The 20193-nt window shown below is 40.2% G+C and carries 22 protein-coding genes; 13 read left to right on the top strand and 9 right to left on the bottom strand.

Annotation, left to right across the window (positions count from 1 at the left end):
* Positions 1–13: 13 nt before the first annotated feature.
* Positions 14–157, bottom strand: coding sequence for a small acid-soluble spore protein P (locus V7654_RS13240; protein ID WP_207499287.1), 144 nt, complete (start codon positions 155–157; stop codon positions 14–16).
* Between the two features lie 114 nt (positions 158–271).
* Between V7654_RS13240 and V7654_RS13235 the strand changes: the two genes are divergently transcribed.
* On the top strand, positions 272–532 hold the full coding sequence (locus tag V7654_RS13235) for a DUF2524 family protein (protein WP_335430844.1): 261 nt from the start codon (positions 272–274) through the stop codon (positions 530–532).
* 41 nt (positions 533–573) lie between these two features.
* Here V7654_RS13235 and sspO read toward each other — a convergent pair whose 3' ends face one another.
* Positions 574–723: a small acid-soluble spore protein O gene (sspO, locus tag V7654_RS13230; RefSeq protein ID WP_207499285.1), complete on the bottom strand. Its 150-nt coding sequence runs from the start codon at positions 721–723 to the stop codon at positions 574–576.
* 333 nt (positions 724–1056) lie between these two features.
* Between sspO and acnA the strand changes: the two genes are divergently transcribed.
* Together acnA and V7654_RS13220 are read left to right on the top strand one after the other, a co-directional pair.
* Positions 1057–3765: an aconitate hydratase AcnA gene (acnA, locus tag V7654_RS13225; RefSeq protein ID WP_335430843.1), complete on the top strand. Its 2709-nt coding sequence runs from the start codon at positions 1057–1059 to the stop codon at positions 3763–3765.
* Between the two features lie 257 nt (positions 3766–4022).
* Complete coding sequence (locus V7654_RS13220; RefSeq protein ID WP_335430841.1) at positions 4023–4580, top strand: hypothetical protein; 558 nt, start codon at positions 4023–4025, stop codon at positions 4578–4580.
* Between the two features lie 38 nt (positions 4581–4618).
* Here the strand turns inward: V7654_RS13220 and V7654_RS13215 are convergent, their stop codons facing one another.
* Positions 4619–5905, bottom strand: coding sequence for an NCS2 family permease (locus V7654_RS13215; RefSeq protein WP_335430840.1), 1287 nt, complete (start codon positions 5903–5905; stop codon positions 4619–4621).
* A 290-nt stretch (positions 5906–6195) separates the two neighbouring features.
* Between V7654_RS13215 and V7654_RS13210 the strand changes: the two genes are divergently transcribed.
* Together V7654_RS13210 and V7654_RS13205 are read left to right on the top strand one after the other, a co-directional pair.
* A complete protein-coding gene (locus tag V7654_RS13210; protein WP_335430838.1) occupies positions 6196–7086 on the top strand; it encodes a LysR family transcriptional regulator in 891 nt (296 codons plus the stop codon).
* 58 nt (positions 7087–7144) lie between these two features.
* Positions 7145–7681, top strand: a complete 537-nt coding sequence (locus V7654_RS13205) for a DUF3231 family protein (protein WP_335430837.1) — start codon at positions 7145–7147, stop codon at positions 7679–7681.
* Positions 7682–7703: 22 nt separating this feature from the next.
* Here V7654_RS13205 and V7654_RS13200 read toward each other — a convergent pair whose 3' ends face one another.
* Positions 7704–8741, bottom strand: a complete 1038-nt coding sequence (locus tag V7654_RS13200) for an NAD-dependent epimerase/dehydratase family protein (RefSeq protein WP_335430836.1) — start codon at positions 8739–8741, stop codon at positions 7704–7706.
* Between the two features lie 184 nt (positions 8742–8925).
* On the opposite strand from V7654_RS13200, the gene mtnA reads away from it, so the two are divergent.
* The 7 genes from mtnA to V7654_RS13165 all read left to right on the top strand — a co-directional run bounded on the left by mtnA (position 8926) and on the right by V7654_RS13165 (position 14158).
* A complete protein-coding gene (gene mtnA / locus V7654_RS13195; protein WP_335430835.1) occupies positions 8926–9975 on the top strand; it encodes an S-methyl-5-thioribose-1-phosphate isomerase in 1050 nt (349 codons plus the stop codon).
* 286 nt (positions 9976–10261) lie between these two features.
* Entirely contained in the window at positions 10262–10393 is a 132-nt protein-coding gene (locus tag V7654_RS13190; RefSeq protein WP_335376118.1) for an FbpB family small basic protein, read from the top strand.
* Between the two features lie 68 nt (positions 10394–10461).
* Positions 10462–10605, top strand: a complete 144-nt coding sequence (locus V7654_RS13185; protein WP_335430834.1) for an acid-soluble spore protein N — start codon at positions 10462–10464, stop codon at positions 10603–10605.
* 131 nt (positions 10606–10736) lie between these two features.
* On the top strand, positions 10737–10961 hold the full coding sequence (gene tlp / locus V7654_RS13180) for a small acid-soluble spore protein Tlp (protein WP_335430832.1): 225 nt from the start codon (positions 10737–10739) through the stop codon (positions 10959–10961).
* A gap of 129 nt (positions 10962–11090) precedes the next feature.
* Positions 11091–13415 carry an AAA family ATPase gene (locus V7654_RS13175; protein WP_335430831.1) on the top strand — a complete coding sequence of 775 codons (2325 nt, stop codon included), beginning with the start codon at positions 11091–11093 and terminating at the stop codon, positions 13413–13415.
* A 2-nt stretch (positions 13416–13417) separates the two neighbouring features.
* Positions 13418–13861 (top strand): acyl-CoA thioesterase, encoded by a 444-nt coding sequence (locus V7654_RS13170; RefSeq protein WP_335430830.1) that lies wholly within the window; start codon positions 13418–13420, stop codon positions 13859–13861.
* Positions 13862–14158, top strand: a complete 297-nt coding sequence (locus V7654_RS13165; protein WP_335430828.1) for a hypothetical protein — start codon at positions 13862–13864, stop codon at positions 14156–14158.
* A 31-nt stretch (positions 14159–14189) separates the two neighbouring features.
* Here V7654_RS13165 and V7654_RS13160 read toward each other — a convergent pair whose 3' ends face one another.
* The 5 genes from V7654_RS13160 to plsY form a co-directional block, all read right to left on the bottom strand.
* Complete coding sequence (locus V7654_RS13160) at positions 14190–14483, bottom strand: HesB/YadR/YfhF family protein (protein WP_335430827.1); 294 nt, start codon at positions 14481–14483, stop codon at positions 14190–14192.
* A 99-nt stretch (positions 14484–14582) separates the two neighbouring features.
* Positions 14583–15752, bottom strand: coding sequence for a CapA family protein (locus V7654_RS13155; RefSeq protein WP_335430825.1), 1170 nt, complete (start codon positions 15750–15752; stop codon positions 14583–14585).
* A 503-nt stretch (positions 15753–16255) separates the two neighbouring features.
* On the bottom strand, positions 16256–16435 hold the full coding sequence (locus V7654_RS13150) for a hypothetical protein (RefSeq protein ID WP_335430823.1): 180 nt from the start codon (positions 16433–16435) through the stop codon (positions 16256–16258).
* 129 nt (positions 16436–16564) lie between these two features.
* Entirely contained in the window at positions 16565–17551 is a 987-nt protein-coding gene (locus V7654_RS13145; protein WP_335430821.1) for a two-component system sensor histidine kinase NtrB, read from the bottom strand.
* A 315-nt stretch (positions 17552–17866) separates the two neighbouring features.
* Positions 17867–18451 (bottom strand): glycerol-3-phosphate 1-O-acyltransferase PlsY, encoded by a 585-nt coding sequence (gene plsY / locus V7654_RS13140; RefSeq protein WP_335430820.1) that lies wholly within the window; start codon positions 18449–18451, stop codon positions 17867–17869.
* Positions 18452–18643: 192 nt separating this feature from the next.
* Between plsY and V7654_RS13135 the strand changes: the two genes are divergently transcribed.
* Entirely contained in the window at positions 18644–20080 is a 1437-nt protein-coding gene (locus V7654_RS13135) for a phospholipase D family protein (RefSeq protein WP_335430819.1), read from the top strand.
* Positions 20081–20193 lie beyond the last annotated feature (113 nt).

Below are 20193 nucleotides of genomic sequence, written 5' to 3'. Positions count from 1 at the left end.
AGCCCATTAACTTTTAAAAATCATGCCCTGAATTATGCTTTTGGCGGGTATGATTGCGGTTCTTCACTTTTTTAGAGCCGCTTAATGGTGCAGGCTGGCTGTCCTGGTCACCTTTAGGTGCGTTTTTGCGCATGTCTTTAGAGTCATTCTTATTCATTAGCTCATCCCTCCTGATTTTAGCTTTAGATTTTCGGGCGAATTTATACTGAATAATTTATTTATATCTGTGCAATTTAACGGTATAGATTTAACTACATCAGGAGGAAATCACATGCCTTATCATAAAGACAAACAACAATCATTCCAGGCAGCACAACAAGGATTCGAAGACGCACAAGAATTGTTTTCTGAAATTGTTAGAGACAGCGCCAGCTATGGACATCAGCTAAAGCATTTGAAAACCGAAGTTAACGAAGCATTCCAGCAAATCGAGAATGCATTAGAAAATGCCTCCGAGCACCAGCGTGCACAGCTCGAAAGATTTCAGCAGGACTTAAGAAGTATTGTGAATGAAGTCAATATGGAATCATAAGGCCATAATGAAAGCGGAAGGGAAGCCTTCCGCTTTTTGTTTTATTGATTCTTTTTACGTTTTTTGTTATTTTGTTTTTCCATTTCAGTTAGAGGTTCATTAGCCATTTCTTCATTAAAACCAGCACCTTGTCCCTGGGCTTTTGCAGCGTTAGCACCTGGAATGACATGATTTGCCTTTCTTTTCGCCATATATCTCACCTCCGTTAATCTTATTTTTCCCCATGCAAGGTTTCAAAATCCAGTGTATTTATTTTCGTAATATAACTTTAAACGGTGTGGTCATTTCAAGAAAATGAAAATTCTTAAAATTCCTAAAGCCTTTTGTATGTTTTTACTGTACTAACATTATTTAGCATAAGAAAAACTTATCAATCACAATAACTTTCTTGTTATTTACTTATATAGAGGGTTATATTAATATTGAATTGTAAGAAAAGTTAGGATGACGAACAAAATTCAAACTTTTCGACAATTACCTATATTTAGTTTATGATTGTTTTCGTAAAAGAAGGGGGTAAACATATGTCAAACCATGATGTTTTTAACGCCCGCAGTTCATTTGAAATTGACGGGAAACGCTATCATTACTACAGTCTGGCAGCACTTGAAAGAGCTGGAATCGGCAATGTATCTAAATTGCCTTACTCCGTAAAAGTTTTGCTTGAATCCGTGCTTCGCCAGCTTGATGGCTTTGTAATCACAAAAGAGCATGTTGAAAATCTAGCAAAATGGGGAACTAGCGAAGTAAAGGAAGTAGATGTGCCATTCAAGCCATCACGTGTCATTCTTCAAGACTTCACTGGTGTACCTGCAGTCGTTGACCTTGCTTCACTAAGAAAAGCAATGGCAGACATGGGTGGAGATCCAGATAAAATCAATCCTGAGAAGCCGGTTGACCTTGTAATTGACCACTCCGTTCAGGTTGATAAATACGGAACTCCTGATGCACTGAATGTTAATATGGATCTTGAATTTGAACGAAATGCTGAACGTTACCAGTTCTTGAGCTGGGCACAAAAAGCATTCGACAACTACCGCGCTGTACCGCCTGCAACAGGTATCGTGCACCAAGTAAACCTTGAGTATCTTGCAAGCGTTGTCCACGCTGTAGAAAATGCAGATGGAGAATTTGAAACATTCCCTGATTCATTGGTTGGAACTGACTCACATACAACAATGATCAACGGTATCGGTGTACTCGGATGGGGCGTAGGCGGTATCGAGGCTGAAGCTGGAATGCTAGGACAGCCATCATACTTCCCAGTTCCTGAAGTAGTAGGCGTAAAATTAGTTGGAGACATGCCAAACGGTTCAACTGCAACTGACCTTGCTCTAAAAGTTACTCAAGTTCTGCGCAGCCAAGGCGTAGTTGGTAAATTTGTAGAATTCTTCGGACCGGGTGTAGTATCGCTTCCACTTGCTGACCGTGCGACTGTTGCGAACATGGCACCAGAATACGGAGCAACTTGCGGATTCTTCCCAGTAGATGGAGAAGCACTTGATTACATGCGTTTAACTGGACGTACCGAAGATCACATTAAAGTGGTTGAAGCATACTGCAAAGAAAACGGACTTTTCTTTGATCCATCACTTGAGCCAGTTTATACTGACGTTGTTGAAATCAATCTTTCTGAAATTGAAGCTAACCTTTCTGGTCCAAAGCGTCCGCAGGATTTAATTCCGCTATCACAAATGCAGAAATCCTTCCAGGATGCGTTGACTGCTCCAGCTGGAAACCAAGGTTTTGGCCTAAGCAAGAAAGAAATCAATAAAGAAGCTGTAGTAGAATTTAACAATGGCGATTCTACAAAAATGAAAACAGGTGCAATCGCAATCGCTGCGATTACAAGCTGTACAAATACATCTAATCCATACGTACTTGTAGGTGCTGGTCTTGTTGCTAAAAAAGCAGTTGAACTTGGAATGGAAGTTCCTAAGTTCGTAAAAACTTCTTTAGCACCAGGTTCAAAGGTTGTAACTGGATACCTTCGTGATTCTGAATTACTTCCTTATCTAGAAACTCTTGGATTTAACCTTGTAGGTTACGGATGTACTACATGTATCGGAAACTCTGGTCCACTTAGACCTGAGATTGAAAAGACTGTTGCGGAAAGCGACCTTCTTGTAACTTCAGTTCTTTCTGGTAACCGTAACTTTGAAGGACGTATCCACCCGCTTGTAAAAGCAAACTATCTGGCATCTCCGCCATTAGTAGTAGCATACGCTCTTGCTGGAACAGTGGACATTGACCTTCAAAACGACCCAATCGGAAAAGACAAAGACGGCAACGATGTATTCTTCAAGGACATCTGGCCATCAACAGCAGAAGTGAACGAAGTAGTTCATCGTGTTGTAACTCCTGAATTGTTCCGCAGAGAATATGAAACTGTATTCAGCGACAATGAAAAATGGAATGAAATCCAGACGAACAGCGATGCGCTTTATACTTTCGATGAAGATTCAACATATATCGCTAACCCTCCATTCTTTGAAGGATTGACTCCAGAGGCTGGAGAAGTTGCTCCACTAAACAGCTTGCGTGTAGTTGGTAAGTTCGGTGATTCTGTAACGACTGACCACATTTCTCCTGCAGGTGCGATCGGAAAAGATACACCAGCTGGGAAATACTTGCGTGAAAAGGGCGTAGAACCACGCGACTTTAACTCTTATGGATCACGTCGTGGTAACCATGAAGTTATGATGCGCGGAACATTCGCAAACATCCGTATCAAAAACCAAATCGCTCCTGGCACAGAAGGCGGCTTCACAACTTACTGGCCTACAGGCGAAGTTATGTCCATCTTTGATGCTTGCATGCAGTACAAAGAAAATGGAACAGGGCTAATGGTTATCGCTGGCAAAGATTACGGTATGGGATCATCCCGTGACTGGGCTGCTAAAGGTACTAACCTATTAGGCATCAAAACTGTAATTGCTGAAAGCTTCGAGCGTATCCACCGTTCTAACCTTGTATTGATGGGTGTATTACCACTTCAATTCAAGGATGGAGAAAACGCTGAAACTCTTGGCCTTTCAGGTAAAGAATCATTTGATGTTCAAATCGACGAAACTGTACGTCCACGTGACATCATTACAGTTACAGCTACTGACGAAGACGGCAACAAGAAAACTTTCGAAGCTCTTGTACGTTTCGATTCAGAAGTCGAAATCGATTACTATCGCCACGGAGGCATCCTGCAAATGGTCCTTCGCGACAAGTTAAAAGCATAAGATCAAGAAACCCCCTAATTTTCGGATTAGGGGGTTTTTATGCATTAAAGTAAAATGCAAAATCACCCTAAATCTTTTGCTATGGTTAAAGGGTGGTTAAATGGGAATGCAAAGTAATGATAAAATATCTTAATTTCAGATTGAACTACAAAATCCACGCAAACTTCCTATTAATCGACAGCTTCTCCTATTGATATTATCAAGAAAAAGGTTATGTTTAAGATAAAAGGATAGAATGAACCGAAGGAGTGAGCTATATGAGTCTAATATCGATAGTCGCTAGAGAGGATTTTATTTCAATTGTTACGGACGTCGGAAATCATCAACGGATGGGGGATAGTATCAGCATTAAAGAAATTATTCCTGATACGGCTTTCATCGCTTTTTCAGGTGATGAGGAATACGCAAACATGGCTGCTGCGGCAGCTGAAACTTTGGTCAAGCAAGGGTTTAATCTTAAAGAAATTGCTGAGTCCATTCAGTCATCATTCAACAATGGAAGTTTTACCTTTCATGAAAGAGAGCGCACCTTTGAAGCAGTGCTGGCTGGTTATTCGCAATTTGGAGAAGCGCAATATCACGTAATCTCTAATACTAAACCGATGGAATCATATTATCCTGGCCAAGGAGAAAGTCTATACTATGCAAACGGCCATGAATCTATGCTCTTTTTGGAAAGGTCCTTAATGATGCATGGCATGGGAACCATCAGCCAAGCTCAGGCGGCCCAGACCTATTTTCTTCATGAAGCATCAGAATATATCCCCAATGTAAATAAACAAGCTTCTACTTTTGTACTAAAAAAAGTAAATTAAAAACAGCCTTATATGACAAGGCTGTTTTAATTTTGCTTTTAAAGCGCATATTGCAGGATAAAATTGCCGAGGAATAATAGGGCAATCATATATAGGGCAGGCTGGATCTCCCGTCCTTTACCCATCAATAGCTTCATCAGCGGATATAAGATGAATCCAATTGCCATGCCATCGGCAATACTGTACGTTAATGGAATCAGTACGATGATTAGGAGGGCAGGGAAGCTCTCAAGTAAATCATCTAGTTTAATATGAGTGATATTTTGAAGCATTAAGACACCAATCAGGATCAATACTGGTGAAACAGCACTTTCCGGTACAAGTTTAATTACAGGAATCAAGACGATCGAAGCAAGGAATAGGAATCCTGTAACAATACTTGTTAATCCAGTACGGCCTCCGGCAGCTATACCCGCTGCACTTTCAACAGAGGATACTGTTGGGCTAGTTCCAAAAATCCCAGCAGTAGCTACTGAAATCGCATTTGCCTGCAATGATTTCTCATACTTTTCAGGCTGATTAAGCATTTTTGTATGTCCATGAATCAATCCGATATTCTCAAAAATAACAACCATCGCGAGTGAGAAGGCAGTCAGCCAAAAAACAAAATTGCCAGTCTGTGCGAATGAAAGCTGCCCGAATACAGACGTGTATTCCTTGAATGAAGGCATACTCCAAGTCATACCTTTACTCTCAAAATCTCCAAAAACAATGGATAGAATTGAAGTAAAAACAATGCTCAACAGCAAATTCCCAGGTACGTTTCGAATGAAAAGGACGACTGTTACAATCAAACCAATTAAAGTTATAAGTGCTGTAGAAGTACTCAAATCGCCTATAGCAAGCAAAGTATGATCAGAGCTTGTAATGATTCCGCTATTATCAAAACCAATCAGAATCAAAAGGATCCCGATTCCGACCGTTATTGCCTCCTTTAATGAATCAGGAATGGATTCGATGATTGCTTTTGCTAGTGGTGTGAAGGCTAAAATCATGAATAGAATTCCTGATACAAATACCATAGCCAAAGCCTCTTGCCAAGTAAAACCGCCTGACTGGACGATGGTATAGGTAAACATGGCATTCAAGCCCATTCCTGGTATTACAAGAATAGGTGTGTTACCCCAAAATCCCATGAGAAAACAGCCTGCAAATACTGTCAGGATTGTAGCGATGATTCCAGCTTCCAGGGGGATTCCAGCTGCTGACAGGATCGTCGCGTTCACAATAATGATATAGACGACTGTTATATAGGAGATAAGTCCAGCCGACATTTCTTTTCCAATCGTTGTATTATGAGCACTAAGTTGAAAAAACTTCTCCATTTTAAACTCCTCTCTATAAAGGCTCTTTTCATAAACTTCTGAGCTTTTATACATTGAAAAAATTCTTCGAATGATTTCGTACTTAACATCCATGCAAAGCAAAATTGAACCAAGGCAGTATTAAGTCACTAATGTATATCTAAAAATCAAAATTTATGGTGAGCAAACAGCCTTTGCAGATATATTTTTCGGTTTTTTAACGAATGAAAATATCGTACCATAGACTTTAACCATATTTAAAATATATAATTAATATACAAATCATACTTTTTACATATAGTGAGGTTTCCATGGATATTAGACAAATGCGTTATTTCATTGCCATAGCTGAGGAGAAAAACATTACCGCGGCTGCAAACCGACTTCATATGTCTCAGCCCCCGCTAAGCCTTCAATTGAAGCAAATGGAAGAGGAATTAGGAGTCATGCTGGTAGAACGGAATGGAAAAAGGCTTGAGCTGACTGATAAGGGCAAGGTGCTGTACCAGCATGCGCTTAATATTGTTCATTCATTTGAGGAAGTAAAAATCGAATTGCAGGAGACGGATGAGGGTAGGAAGGGGAATTTATCAATCGGGATTAACACGCTTTCTGTACCAGAATTTCCTGATTGGATTGAACACTTTCACGCAGCCTATCCACTCGTTTATCTTCGAGTCGTGCAAAATGACTCTGCCTATTTGAGCGAACTGGTTAAAAATCGTTTAATAGAACTCGCCTTAATTAGGCTGCCGCTACCGAACCGGGACGTAAATTATCTGCATTTATATAATGAACCTTTTGTATTTGTTTGCAGAAAACAAGGGGAAGAAAGTATAACCATTGAAGAAATCAGCACCTTTCCACTAATACTTCCGAGTACAGAGGGGCTTGGAAGCTTTAATATTATCCATGAAGCCTTCAGCAGGGAACAGCTGCCACTTAATGTTGTATGTGAATGCTCAGACATGAAGGTATTGATAGAATTAGTCTCTTCAGGAATAGGATCCACTATCGTTCCTAAGTCGGTTTTTCAGTCATACGGGCATTCCAGCCTTTTTGCTAGGGAAATTAAGGAATCTGTTCTTAAATCTTCAGTAGGCCTTATATGGCTTAAGCAGCATTATTTATCACAGCCTGCTAAACATTTCATCGATTTGATTAAGGAACAGCTTGGTTTAGTTGAAGGTACTAGTGAATAAAAAGGGACCTGCAATCCAAAAATAAGCAGAAAGATTTATTGAACTGGAGGTGCCTGTTATGAATTTTTTCGAAGTGATGAAGGATACATTTGTACCATTTATGGATGGTGAGAAAAAACCCCTGCATGTCGGAGAGGTGATGAACCTTTGGTTTTACCTTCATGGAACCGAACAAACACTTCGTTATGACCAGCACGCGTTCAACCTGGCACAAGATCCTGAACTTAAGGAAAAGATCACAGATATTATCGAGAATGTCCATAAACCTATGATTAAGGAACTGACCCAATTTTTTAAGGACGAAGATATTCCGCTTCCGGATGTCGGCCCTGAGAAAATCATCGGAGATTTCAAAGGGCTTCCCGAGGGTGCAAGAATGAATGATGAAGAAATAGCAAACCTGATCGCTTATAATCTGGTTGTGGGTATTACTGCGGCTACGAGGGGAATAACAGAATCTGTCAGAGCAGATGTAGGGTATTTATTTTCTAAATATCATATGATGAAAATCACTTTTTCCTTAACATTCAAAGCACTCATGCAGGAAAGAGGATGGCTGAGAGTTCCGCCATACTACATGTCTGGAAAACAATAAAAACAGCACCGAGGTGCTGTTTTTATTGTTTTAATGCTATTGAGTCAAGTAATTTTTTCTCTCGTTCGCTCGTAATTCCAGCCTTCCAGGATGCCTCATTAATCGGCTTCGCTTTAAGCCAATCATGAACTTCGCGGATTGTTTCCGCTAGAGGCCGGAACTTAAGACCAGTTTGCAACGCTTTATCGATGTTAATATGGAATGCCCCGCTCCAAGGTTCTTTATGTTCAGGCCCTAAAGGAGTTTTTTCCGGAAGCCATAGTGGCATTTCTGTCCAAGGAGCTACTTTGTTCTCGAGTAAGAAATCTTCATCAGCCCAGACAAATTCGGCATCGGTGCCTGCCACTTCTTTACATGTTAACAAGACCTCCTGAAGCAAAATTGGCTTGCCGGTTACATTGTATGTACCTGCACATTTTTCTTCGATCATTTTCAGCATCCAAATAGCCAGGTCCTTGACGTCGATTAATTGGACGAACGAGCTCTCAGGGTTACCAGGAGCAATTACACTGCCGCCTTGAGCGATCCTGTTCACCCAGTAAGGAAGTCTGTCAGTGTAGTCATTCTCGCCAACAAGCTGGCCTGCACGTATATTAAGCACTTTGCCTGGCAAGTTCCTTTCTGCTTCCTGTTCGCAGAGGGTTTTAAATTGACCGTAATATTCCAGGACAGGAGCTGCCGGATCGCTTGTGAGTCTATCTGCTTCTTCAACTGACATTGATTGAACATGGTAATTTTCATTGATCCCCTTTGGTATCCAATCCTGATAGACAGAAATACTAGATACAAAAGCATAAAATTCCGTTTTCTCTTTTAAAAGAGATGTTAAGTTGCTTACAGAACGCGGAATCTGTCCCGAAGTATCCAGCACAGCATCCCACTGGCGGTCTTTCAAGAGTTCCAGACTGCCATTCCTGTCGCCAATTAAAATTTCAACATTCTTTAGTACATCATTGTTATTTCCCCGGTTAAAAACGGTTATCTCATGACCACTTTTTTGTGCTACCTCTACAAATGCCTTTCCCAAGAAACGGCTTCCTCCTAAAACGAGGATCTTCATATTTTGTCCCTCCAAAGGTTTTCTTTTAACATACCATATTGTTAAATTATTTAGAAAATTTTTATTTAGACATTATTTAAAAAATAACTTCAATACTAATATTGGTTTTTGTTTGCTGGATTAAGTTTAATTGCTAAAATGAACTTAGTTCAGAAATGTCTTGTTGGCATGAAAGGGGATTAGCATGGAAGAAACGTACTTACAATCAGTCAGATACGATGGTGAAAAACTCTATATTCTTGATCAGACTAAGCTGCCTCAGGTTACAGAATTCCTTGAGGTAACAAACATAGAAGATGTATGGGATGCAATTAAACAGCTAAAGGTAAGGGGAGCGCCCGCGATTGGAATAGCGGCAGCATATGGTTTGGCTCTTGGGATAAAAGCTGCTCCTGAACAGGACTTTGGCTCCTTTTATGAATTCTTTAAAAAACAGTCGGATTACCTTGCTGGCTCCAGACCTACTGCAGTGAACCTATTTTGGGCACTTAAAAGGATGGATGCTCTAGCTAACAAAGAAAGCGCCAAGCCTGTAGCAGAAATTAAGCAGTTATTGACGGAAGAAGCTCATTTAATCCGACAAGAAGATGAAAATGTGTGTAATTCAATCGGTGAAAATGCTTTGACATTATTCGAGGATGGAATGACTGTCTTAACCCATTGCAACGCAGGTGGTATCGCTACGGCACGTTACGGAACAGCACTAGCACCGTTTTACCTTGCAAAGGAAAGAGGCATGGATATTAAGGTGTTTGCCGATGAAACTCGCCCCTTGCTTCAGGGTGCTCGCCTCACCGCCTGGGAATTAATGCAGGCGGGAATTGATGTTACGCTAATTACTGACAGCATGGCTGCTATGGTCATGCAAAAAGGGAAGGTCCAAGCCGTAATTGTTGGCTGTGACCGTGTCGCTGCTAATGGGGATGTTGCTAATAAAATCGGAACTTATGGGGTCGCTTTGCTTGCGAAAGCGCACAACATTCCGTTCTATGTTGCTGCGCCGCTATCTACTATTGACTTAGAAACAAAAACTGGAGAAGAAATACCAATCGAAGAGCGAGCTGCAGAAGAAATTACTGCCGGCTTTGGTAAATCAACTGCACCAGAGAGTGTCAAGGTTTTCAATCCAGCCTTTGATGTAACTCCACATCATCTGATCACAGCGATTATCACTGAAAAAGGGATTATGCGTGGAAATTACAGTGAAGAATTACCTCGATTGTTTCAAAATTAAATTGACTTCATGCCGGGAGCTGCCAGCCCGGCATTTTTTATATTTATGGCGAGATAAAGGTTTCTATTAATGTCCATATTGAATCCATGACTATAAGCGAATAGAAGACTTGGTCAGTAAGCACCTGCAAGTAAGGTGCTTTTTCCTATGGAAAAAATTACTTAGTAAATTCACCTAAAAGGTGGGTAAATATAAAATACGATTAAATTTTCAAAAAGTTGTAATAATTGCAACCGTTTCCGGACATAATTACTGTTAGAATGATAATAAAGGATGGTGAAACACGATGAGGAAGCCTAGAAAACGATCTTTCCAAGAGCTAGTAATGGAAAATAAACGCCAACTTATGAATGACCGTGATGCACTCGAAAAAATCGAGGCAAGATTAGAACAAAAACGTATGGGGAAAGCAGAGTAAATTTCATACATTACCATAAATGATTCCTCTTTCTTTAGGCAAAACTTAAGATAGAGGAGGGGATATTTATGAGCAATCCAAAAAAGGACAGCAAACATTTCGTTCCTAGCCACCTTGGCACACAGCCGCGCGGTTTTGGCGGTAACAAAGGGAAGAAAATGCAGAATAAGTCTGGCGAACAGCCACAGCTTATCCAGACAAAAGGTGAATAAACGTATGGAAAATGCCTGCCAATTCAATGGCAGGTTTTATTTTTCAAAAAACATATCCACTGATTTTCGCTTATAATTATTATGAACGGTCGCATACTATTGATGTACTTTTTAAAAGGAGGTACTTGAATATGGCAAACAACACACCAAAGCCAGACGACCGTAGCGATAATGTGGAAAAGCTGCAATCCATGATCCACCATACAATTGAAAATATGGAGGATGCGGAAGCTGCAATGAACAACTCAAGCCCGGAAGACCAGGAAAGAATTGAAGCTAAGAATGAGCGCCGCCGTGAAAGCATCGATGCGTTCAGAGCTGAAATCAAGGATGAAGCTCATAACCAGCAGCAATAACATTGAAAAGCACATCGATAAAAGTGGATGTGCTCGAAAAGACCTGCCCTTCAATTAGGCGGGTCTTTTTCCGTTTATATGAAAATGTGTTAAGATACGAATTGTATACTAAAAAAAGAAGTGATATTTATGCAACAATATAAAAAAGATCTCCCATTAGATGAACAATTAAAATTATGGGAACAGGAATTAGAGGAAAATGGTTACATACGTGATGAAGCGACTTTGATAACAGTTATCAGGAATTTAACTAATAGCAATCAAAGCTTGTTTTTATCAAGGGTCCTTGCCTATGCTGCCCAATCAAGATCGAACCGGAACGGATATGATTCGCTCGTTCTTGAATGGCTGAAAAAGGCGATTGAGGCCAATCCAGCCAATACCACAGCAAAGAATTTGCTTGCGAGCAATCAGTGGAAAAATAAGGGTCATATCTTTGATCAGCTTGTTTATCCGCGGATTAGGGAAACTGACAATCGAGCCCTGAAAAAGAAAACTGCTGAGCAGTATATTAATATTTCACAGCAATTCTTATCTGCAGCAGAAGATGAACTAGCTGATTTGAAAAGTCCTCTTTTAGAGCCCGGGACTTCAGTCGAGGAAAAATTCAATAAGTTAATTGATTTATTAGAAAAAGCAATTGATGAAACCGCAGCGCTGTTAAAGGCAACAGAACTATATGAAGAATCGGTTACTGGTGTTTTCCATACAGCAGTCCATTATGAGGAAATCAAGGTAAGGCTGAAAAATTTAGATGAAGTAAAACTCTTATGGGAAGCGGAATTCGCTGAACAATTACAGGGGACTAGCCAGGGTGACATAGACCCTTTAACAGAACTAAATAAGTTGATAGGCTTGAAATCAGTAAAAGAAAGGGTCAATGATTTTTACCGATTTTTAAAATATCAGCAGAAGCGAAAAGAGCTTGGACTGAATACAAAGGACGACCAAAGCCTTAATATGGTCCTGACGGGGAATCCAGGTACAGGGAAGACATCTTTGGCAAGGCTGCTTGCAAAAATCTATCACCAGCTCGGTGTATTGCCGCGTGAGGATATTATTGAGGCAGACCGGTCACAGCTCGTCGGCGCATATGTTGGACAAACTGAGGAAAATGTCCGTAAGGTTGTAGAGCAAGCCCTGGGAGGAGTATTATTCATCGATGAAGCTTATAGCCTGAAGCGCGAAGGACAGACAGGGAATGATTATGGCCAGACGGCAATCGACACTCTTGTTTCGTTGATGACAAGCGCTGAATATGGTGGCAAATTCGCAGTCATTCTGGCAGGGTATCCCGAAGAAATGCGGCAGTTTTTAGATGCGAATCCTGGTTTAAGAAGCCGATTCCCTCAGCCTAACCTCATTCATCTTCCCGACTATTCAAACGATGAATTAATGCAGATTGCAGAACAGGCTGCGAGGGATAATGATTTTGCCATAACGGAAGAAGCAAAAGTTGAGCTTAAGGATCGGATTGAGAAGGAACGAGTAGATGATACCTTTGGAAATGCTAGGACAGTTCGAAATCTAATCCTAGAGGCCATTTTCAAAAAAGGTGCCCGGCCGGTAGATGAATCGGATTTCTCCGCTTACACTCTGTTGGAAAAAGAGGATTTTGAATCAGCTCCAGCAACAAATACTGATAAGCCACTTGACAGGCTCGAGGCACTTGTCGGGCTGGACAATGTAAAATCTGATGTGACTACCCTCATTTCCTTTGTTAGAATGCAGCAGTTAAGGAAAGAGAAAGGACTTCCTGGTGTGCCAGTTCAGCTTCATTCAGTTTTCACCGGGAATCCAGGGACTGGGAAAACAACGGTTGCAAAAATATATGCAGAGCTCCTGAAGGAATGCGGTATGCTTAAACGCGGGCACTTAATCGTCAGCAGCCGTGCAGATTTTGTTGCAGGGTATGTGGGGCAGACAGCGATAAAAACAAAGAAAAAAATTCGGGAAGCGCTGGGCGGCGTCCTATTCATCGACGAGGCATATTCCTTGCTGGGGCAAGCTTCAGGTGACTTCGGTAAAGAAGTAATTGATACACTGGTCGATGAGATGACTCGCCATAATGAAAATCTTGTCGTCATTCTCGCGGGGTATCCCGCTGAAATGGAGCTTTTACTTGAAAGCAATCCGGGACTCCGTTCAAGATTCAAGAAATTTTTCCACTTTCCAGATTATACTGCTGAGGAACTGCTAGTAATCATAAAGAATTACTCAGAGAAGTATCAGTATATATTAGCAGAAAATGCTGTCCCATTTTTATCAGCTGAGCTTTCAGAAACTGAAATTAATGGTAATGGCAGATTTGCTACAAATTTAGTTGATGAAGCCATCCAGGCACAGGCTTTTAGGCTGATGGGAACCGGCAACGGGGAAAGCCTGGATGAAAATGCTTTATATTTAGAGAAAAGCGACTTTGAAGCAGCACTAAATAAAGTAAAAGGGGAATAAGGATGCATATTTCTTCTAAAGAAATCGAGGTACGTTATGCAGAGACTGACCAGATGGGAGTCGTGTACCACGCAAATTATTTAATCTGGATGGAGCTAGGAAGAACTCAGCTAATCAAGGAATTAGGCTTTAATTATGCTGAAATGGAGAAAGATGGTATCATCTCACCAGTCATCGATATCCAGGCTTCATATAAAAAACCGTTAAGATATGGACAAACTGCAACGATTAAAACATGGGTGGACGAATACGATGGCTTCCGCTCTGTCTACAAGTACGAAATCTATAACGATGAAGGTGAGCTTGCACTTATAGGCAGCTCAAGGCATGTGCTAGTGAAAAGGGAAAATTTCAGGCCGATCTCGTTAAAAAGAACTTATCCCGACTGGCATGAAGCTTATATGAGTGCGAGAAGACAGCCGGAAGAAGAAAGCGAGAAGGTCTAATTGGCTTTTGGAATAAAGCGGGAAGAACTCAAGGTCTGGAAAGAGAAAGTAAAGAGAGGGGAAATCGCCTTCCTAACTCACTATTGGACAGATGACCGTTTTCCTGGCTGCTCAACTGTGACAAAGGTCGGATGCAGGGATGTTCAAAAACTTGCTGAATGGGGCAGGAAATATGGCTTGAAGCGTGAATGGATTGACGACAGAAAAGTTGATTACCCTCATTTTGATTTATTCGGAAATACACAGGCAGAGGTACTAAAAAATGAAGGGCTTGAAAATAAGCTCCTAAACAAATAAAAGACTAAGGCAGGCGCATAATGCGGCTGCCTTAGTCTTTTACAAACTTTAATTCAGGTTCCTGGCCGACTGGATGAAGATCAACTATTAAGTCATGACCGTCGAAATACCAGATATCTTTTTCTTCAATATAATAAGTTACACCGTTTTTCTCCGTTTTAATTCCGATGTGGTCCGGTTCTTCCTTGGAGACGCCTAATGAAAAGCCTTTTTGAATTGTACTGAAACCGCCATACCTGACAAAGAATCGAAGGTGCCCTCCAGCAGAAAGGTCCATTTCTTTCTCATACCAGGCTGCAGCATCATCATTGATTGTAATTTTCATATCGTTCTCCTTCCTATGCCGATAAAAGCATTATAACACAGGCGATGCCCGGCCCATCACTTAATGCTCTATCGCATTATGGGCCAGGCACCTGCTTTGTTATTTTTTTATGAACTGATACATATGATTCATGATTTCTGTATATTTATTTTTTGCATCTGCCAATCCGAATTTATCGGCTTCAATGAGTGGTACAACCTGATAGTCTCTCTGCCTGCTGCTTGAAACAAAAGTAGGCATAAACTCAAGATTTCCCAATACTATTTCCGTTCTTTCCGGAGTTACTTGCTTTGTTATTTCTATTGTGGCGAGTCCGCCAATATCTTTATAATCCCACATCTGCCCTGATAGAAAATTGCCAAGGGAATATACGACCAAAGCTTTTCTACCATCGGCTGCTGTCAGCCACTCCATAGGCTGCAAAACATGCGGATGATGCCCAAAAATGATATCTACACCCGCGTCAACGAGGAATTGAGCCAAATCTTTCTGTTCGTCTGTTGGAAATCGCTGATATTCATTTCCCCAGTGAATGCTCATAACTACTATATCAGATTGATCTTTTGCCCGGTTAATCTCCAGTTTCATTAATTCTCTGTCAATCAGGTTCACCAGATGATCTTTGCCATATGGAACAGGTATCCCATTTGTTCCATAAGTGTAAGACAAATAGCAAACCTTAATTCCATTTTTATTTAAAATTCGAAGCTTCTGCTGGTCTTGAACATCCTTAAAAGAACCAACATAGGGAAGTCCTGCCGCTTCCATGTTGCTGATCGACTTAAGAACTCCTTTTTCAGATTTATCGAGTGCATGATTATTGGCATTAGAGACAATATCCACCCCTGCGTCAAGCAAGGCATCTCCCACTTCCACAGGACTATTGAAGCTTGGGTAGCTCGACAATCCTAGATCAACTCCGCCAAGTATCGTTTCCTCGTTTGCAAGGAGCAGGTCAGGATTCAAAAGCTGGTTTTTAACATTGCTAAACATCGGCTTAAAATCATAGCTGTTGTTTGAATATGCATCTTCATATACAGTGTCGTGTATTAAAATATCGCCAATGGCTCCCAATTTAACCTTCTCTAAATAGGATTTGCCAGTGACCTCAAAGCTTCTTTCACTATGCGCTTTTTGGCTTTTCACTTGCACATTTGGCTCTTTCGCTTCGACTTGTTGATACATTTGAAACATCAAACTTGTGGCTATGATCCCCAAGCCGGCAAAAATAGACAATCCGTAAGCAGTTTTTCTATTCTTTTTTCTCATGACGCACTCCCCGGTAAAAAACTGAGGCATTTTTATTTTTTAGCCTCTATGGATAATATATTATAAGTACTAGGCGAAATGTATAGATTTAAGGAGAATTTTCGAACTTTTGTCATAATTCGATGTTATTTGCGCTGAAACTTCATTAGAAATACAAATTTAAAGGGAGGTGAGTAACCCTTGTTTGATATTACCGGGAGCGCGTATCAAATTCTCCATACTGCTATCAAAAAGGAAAGTGATGAGGGAGAAAAGCTTTTTGTGAGGCTTACTATGGGAATCGGCTGAGGCGGCCCCCAGCTCAGGGTGGCTCTGGAAGAGAAACCATTAACGAACGATAAAGCATTCACATTCGATGACGTTTCAATATTAATTCATGAACAGGATGATGTTTATTTCAATCAAACAAAACTGGATTATATTAAAGATGTTTTCGGGATGGGGAAGTTTACGCTTATAAAAAAATAAACGCGGGTACCAAGCGAGGTATCCGCGTAATCCTTTTATGTGTTTTCCAAGAAGTCCAACAGCTCATCCAGGTTGTTAATTTTAATAACTGAATCCTTCTTGTTCTTATCTTGTAAATCAGTAATGAATTCCACCACGAAATCATTTGGCGGCATTACCTCAGCAGTGGTTGTTGTGAATATATAATGGTCCGTAGACATAAGCACTTCTTCCATTCTAACCGCCTTCTTTCCAGGAGTTCTTATTTACATTTTATCAATTATTCTCAATTCAACCCTCAATTAATTTGACAATATTTCGACTAATGCAAAAAGGATACGCATGCATCTTCACATTCATGAAATTCAGATTGCAGGGATCTCAAATGAAAACCTTGTTCGTCCAAACTCTGATCTTACTTTTAGCCTTCCTCCATGCTCCTCGATGATTTGCTTACAAATGACCAGGCCAATTCCGGTACCATTTTCTTTTGTTGTATAAAATGGAGTGAAGATTTTTGCCGCCTCAGTTTCTGTTATGCCAGCTCCATTATCAATTATGCTGAATTTCGCATAACCATCAACCATATGAATAGTTATCGTAATTTCACCCTGAATAACATCACTTTCCTCAATCGCTTCAAATGCATTTTTCAGCAGATTCAAAGCCACTTGTTTTAGTTGTTTTTCATCTGCCCATACGAAAACATCTTCTTCCGGAACCTTGACTGTCAACTCAATTTCCTTCAGTAGTGCTTCACTTGCAAAAAGGTTGCCGATTGTTTTAGATAAAGAGTTTAAGGAAATCTTGTTTCTTCCTGAAGATCCAGGTTTGAAAATGGATAAAAATTCGCTAAGCAAACCATTCGCGCGATCAATTTCTTCTAAAGCAACATCGGCAAATTCCGATTTCCCAATGTTTTGAAATTCAGGCTTTAACAGCTGAATAAACCCCTTGATTGTAGTCAGTGGGTTTCTGATTTCATGTGCGAGTCCTGCTGCTAATTTGCTTGCAGAGGCAGCTTGATAATCATTTATCACAGCCTCAAATTTACCATTCAACTGCTGGAGCATGTGCTGCTTACTAAGAATCTCTTTATCCAGCCTGTCACACTCCTGTTCTAAACTAGACTTTCTTTCTTTTAAATCAGAAAGGACCAAGTGAGTTTGCTGAAAATGTAAGAATCCGGGATATGTAAATGGTTTGCTTGGTTTGCTGCTTGATACTGATTTTTTGGGTGCAGGCTTGTTAGTTATTGAAGCAGGAGGATGGATCAACATTTCTTGTTTTGTGCTTTTAATTTCGTGCTTATCATTCTCAGCAAGCCATAGGCTTCTATATGAATTTTGCATGATATCACTTCTCTTCTAAAAAATTATTGGATCAAAACTTGTTTAAAGGCATCCTTATACAGGTCATTAGGAATTCTATTCATTGATGTGGGTTACCTAATTTCGATATCTTTCGAATTTATATGACATTTATATTTAGATTATACCAGTTTTTTAGTTTTGTTTGTAATAAAGAACAAAAATATTCCTTATTTAGAACTATCTTAATACGAAATCAAATGGGATGAACCTACATTTCTTTGCCATACATGAAAGCATCAGGCATTGTCCGCAAATAAAAAGCCGGCAAACCATATGGTTTGCCGGCATTCTACTTTATAGCCATTTAATTTTTGGTTCAGTTTTATTGCGGATGCGGGTAATATTGGCCCGGTGCCTGTATATGACGAAAAATGCAAGAACAGCTACTACCACAATCAGTGGAACGTCCCTGGTAAAAAGGGCGTAAATAAAGGTTGCAATAGCAGTTAGTATGGAGGATAAGGAAACATATTTTGTGATGTACAGGCTGATAAAAAAGAATAAGAGCATGAACAAAAATAATAAAGGTACATATGCAAGCAGGATACCACCTGAGGTCGCAACTGCCTTGCCACCGCGAAAACCTGCAAATATTGGATACATATGGCCGATTACTGCGAAGACACCAACAGCAAGCATATGCATGTCAGCTTCAAAAATAACTGGTAAGAATGCTGCCAGAGTACCCTTTAATACGTCAGCAATACTGACTGCAAGTCCAGCTTTCACCCCCAAAGTACGGAAAGTATTGGTTCCTCCTAAATTCCCGCTGCCATGTTCACGGATGTCTTTTCCAAAAAATAGCTTGCCTACAATTAAGCCGGATGGTATCGATCCAAGCAAATAAGCCAGGACAATAATAATTGCGTTTAATGCCATGAAATATTCTCCTTTAAAGATTTTACGGTTCTTTTATTTTACCATGTTCTAATAAAAACTCCATGCAAATCTTTAATATAGACTGTTTTCGCATTGATTGTTGCTTTTCAAAGAGCTGTTGGCTGCTAGGTAAGTTTATAACTCACTTAAATAGTAAATAAGAATAGTATTAAAATTAAGGAGTCTTATCATATGGGGATGGCTAAGAAATTATTGAAAAGCAAAAAGATGCTGATTCTGTTCATACTTGCATTGATTGTGGGATTTACAATCTACCATCATACACATAAGGAATTGCCAGACGGGCTGTCTTATGAAGGAAAGATCCATAAAGTCAAGGATGTCCGGTTTTTATATGATTTAACCTACACAGATGAAGATGGCGAAAAAAAATTCGAGCAGGAGATTTTTAATACGGTCCTAAAAAGAATCGGAGAAGCTGAGGAATTTATCGTTTTGGATATGTTCCTTTTCAATGATTACTATAAAAAGGATATGGGCTATCCAGAAATCAGCGAAAACATTAGTGAAAAATTGATTGCCCAAAAAAAGAAGCATAAGAATTTGAAAGTTGTCTTTATTACAGATGAAATCAATCTTACCTATGGATCGCATAAATCGGATACCCTGAAGGAACTGCGTGAAAATGGTATAGAGGTTATCTTCACTAAACTTGATCCGTTACGTGATTCTAATCCATTATACACTGGCATTTGGAGGGTATTCTTCCAATGGTTTGGCCAGTCTGGGGAAGGCTGGATCCCGAATCCGATGGCAAAAAACGCACCAGATGTAACTTTAAGGTCCTACCTTGAATTGCTAAACTTGAAAGCGAATCACCGAAAAATCTTTGTAACTGAAAAAACGGCGATCGTTGCCTCTGCAAATCCGCATGATGCCAGCGGATTTCACTCTAATATCGCATTTGAAACGAGCGGAAATGTCATTGGGGACATTTTGGAGTCAGAGCAGGCCGTGTCTGATTTTTCAGGCGGGAGCAATCTCCCTGAGTTTTCGGCTGCTAAGGAAACGGGCAAAATAAAGGTACAGGTTTTGACAGAAGGCAAGATATTCAATCATCTTCTCGATGAGCTTAAGAAAACAGAAAAAGGCGAAAAAGTCTGGATCGGAATGTTCTATCTTGCCGAAAGGAAGGTCATTGACGAAATTGATAAGGCTGCAGACCGCGGCGCTGAGATAAATATCATTCTTGACCCAAATACAAATGCTTTCGGCAACCAAAAGTCGGGGCTTCCTAATATACCGGTATCAGCGGAAATGCAAAAGCTGGGCAGCAAGAACATTCATATCAAATGGTATGATGCCGGGGAAGAACAATACCATACAAAAATGATTTATTTTGACCGCAAGGATAAAGCAACAGTTCTTGGCGGCTCAGCCAATTTTACTAGAAGAAATCTCGATGACTTCAATTTGGAGACAAACCTAAAAATTACCGCACCTGCTGATAGTCAGGTAGTTAAAGACGTAGATCAATATTTCAAGCGACTTTGGAGTAATGAGGACGGCAATTTCACCCTTGAATACGAAGAGAATGAAGACACGATGACTCCATTTAAATATATAATCTACTGGATTCAGAAAATCCTTAGATTTACAAGTTATTAATATCGGGGCTTCCTTATTGGAAGCCTCAGACTGTAGATAAACTTGATGAAAGCAAGCTTACCTACAGTTTTTGTTTATGGTTGGAAAGTAAAACCAGGTCTGTTGATTTCCGT

This window comes from Bacillus sp. JJ1609 (genome assembly GCF_036967045.1).
In the GTDB taxonomy this organism is placed as follows: domain Bacteria; phylum Bacillota; class Bacilli; order Bacillales; family Cytobacillaceae; genus Mesobacillus.
Note: the sequence above shows the minus strand (reverse complement) of the source record. Positions and strands in the feature narration are given on the sequence as shown.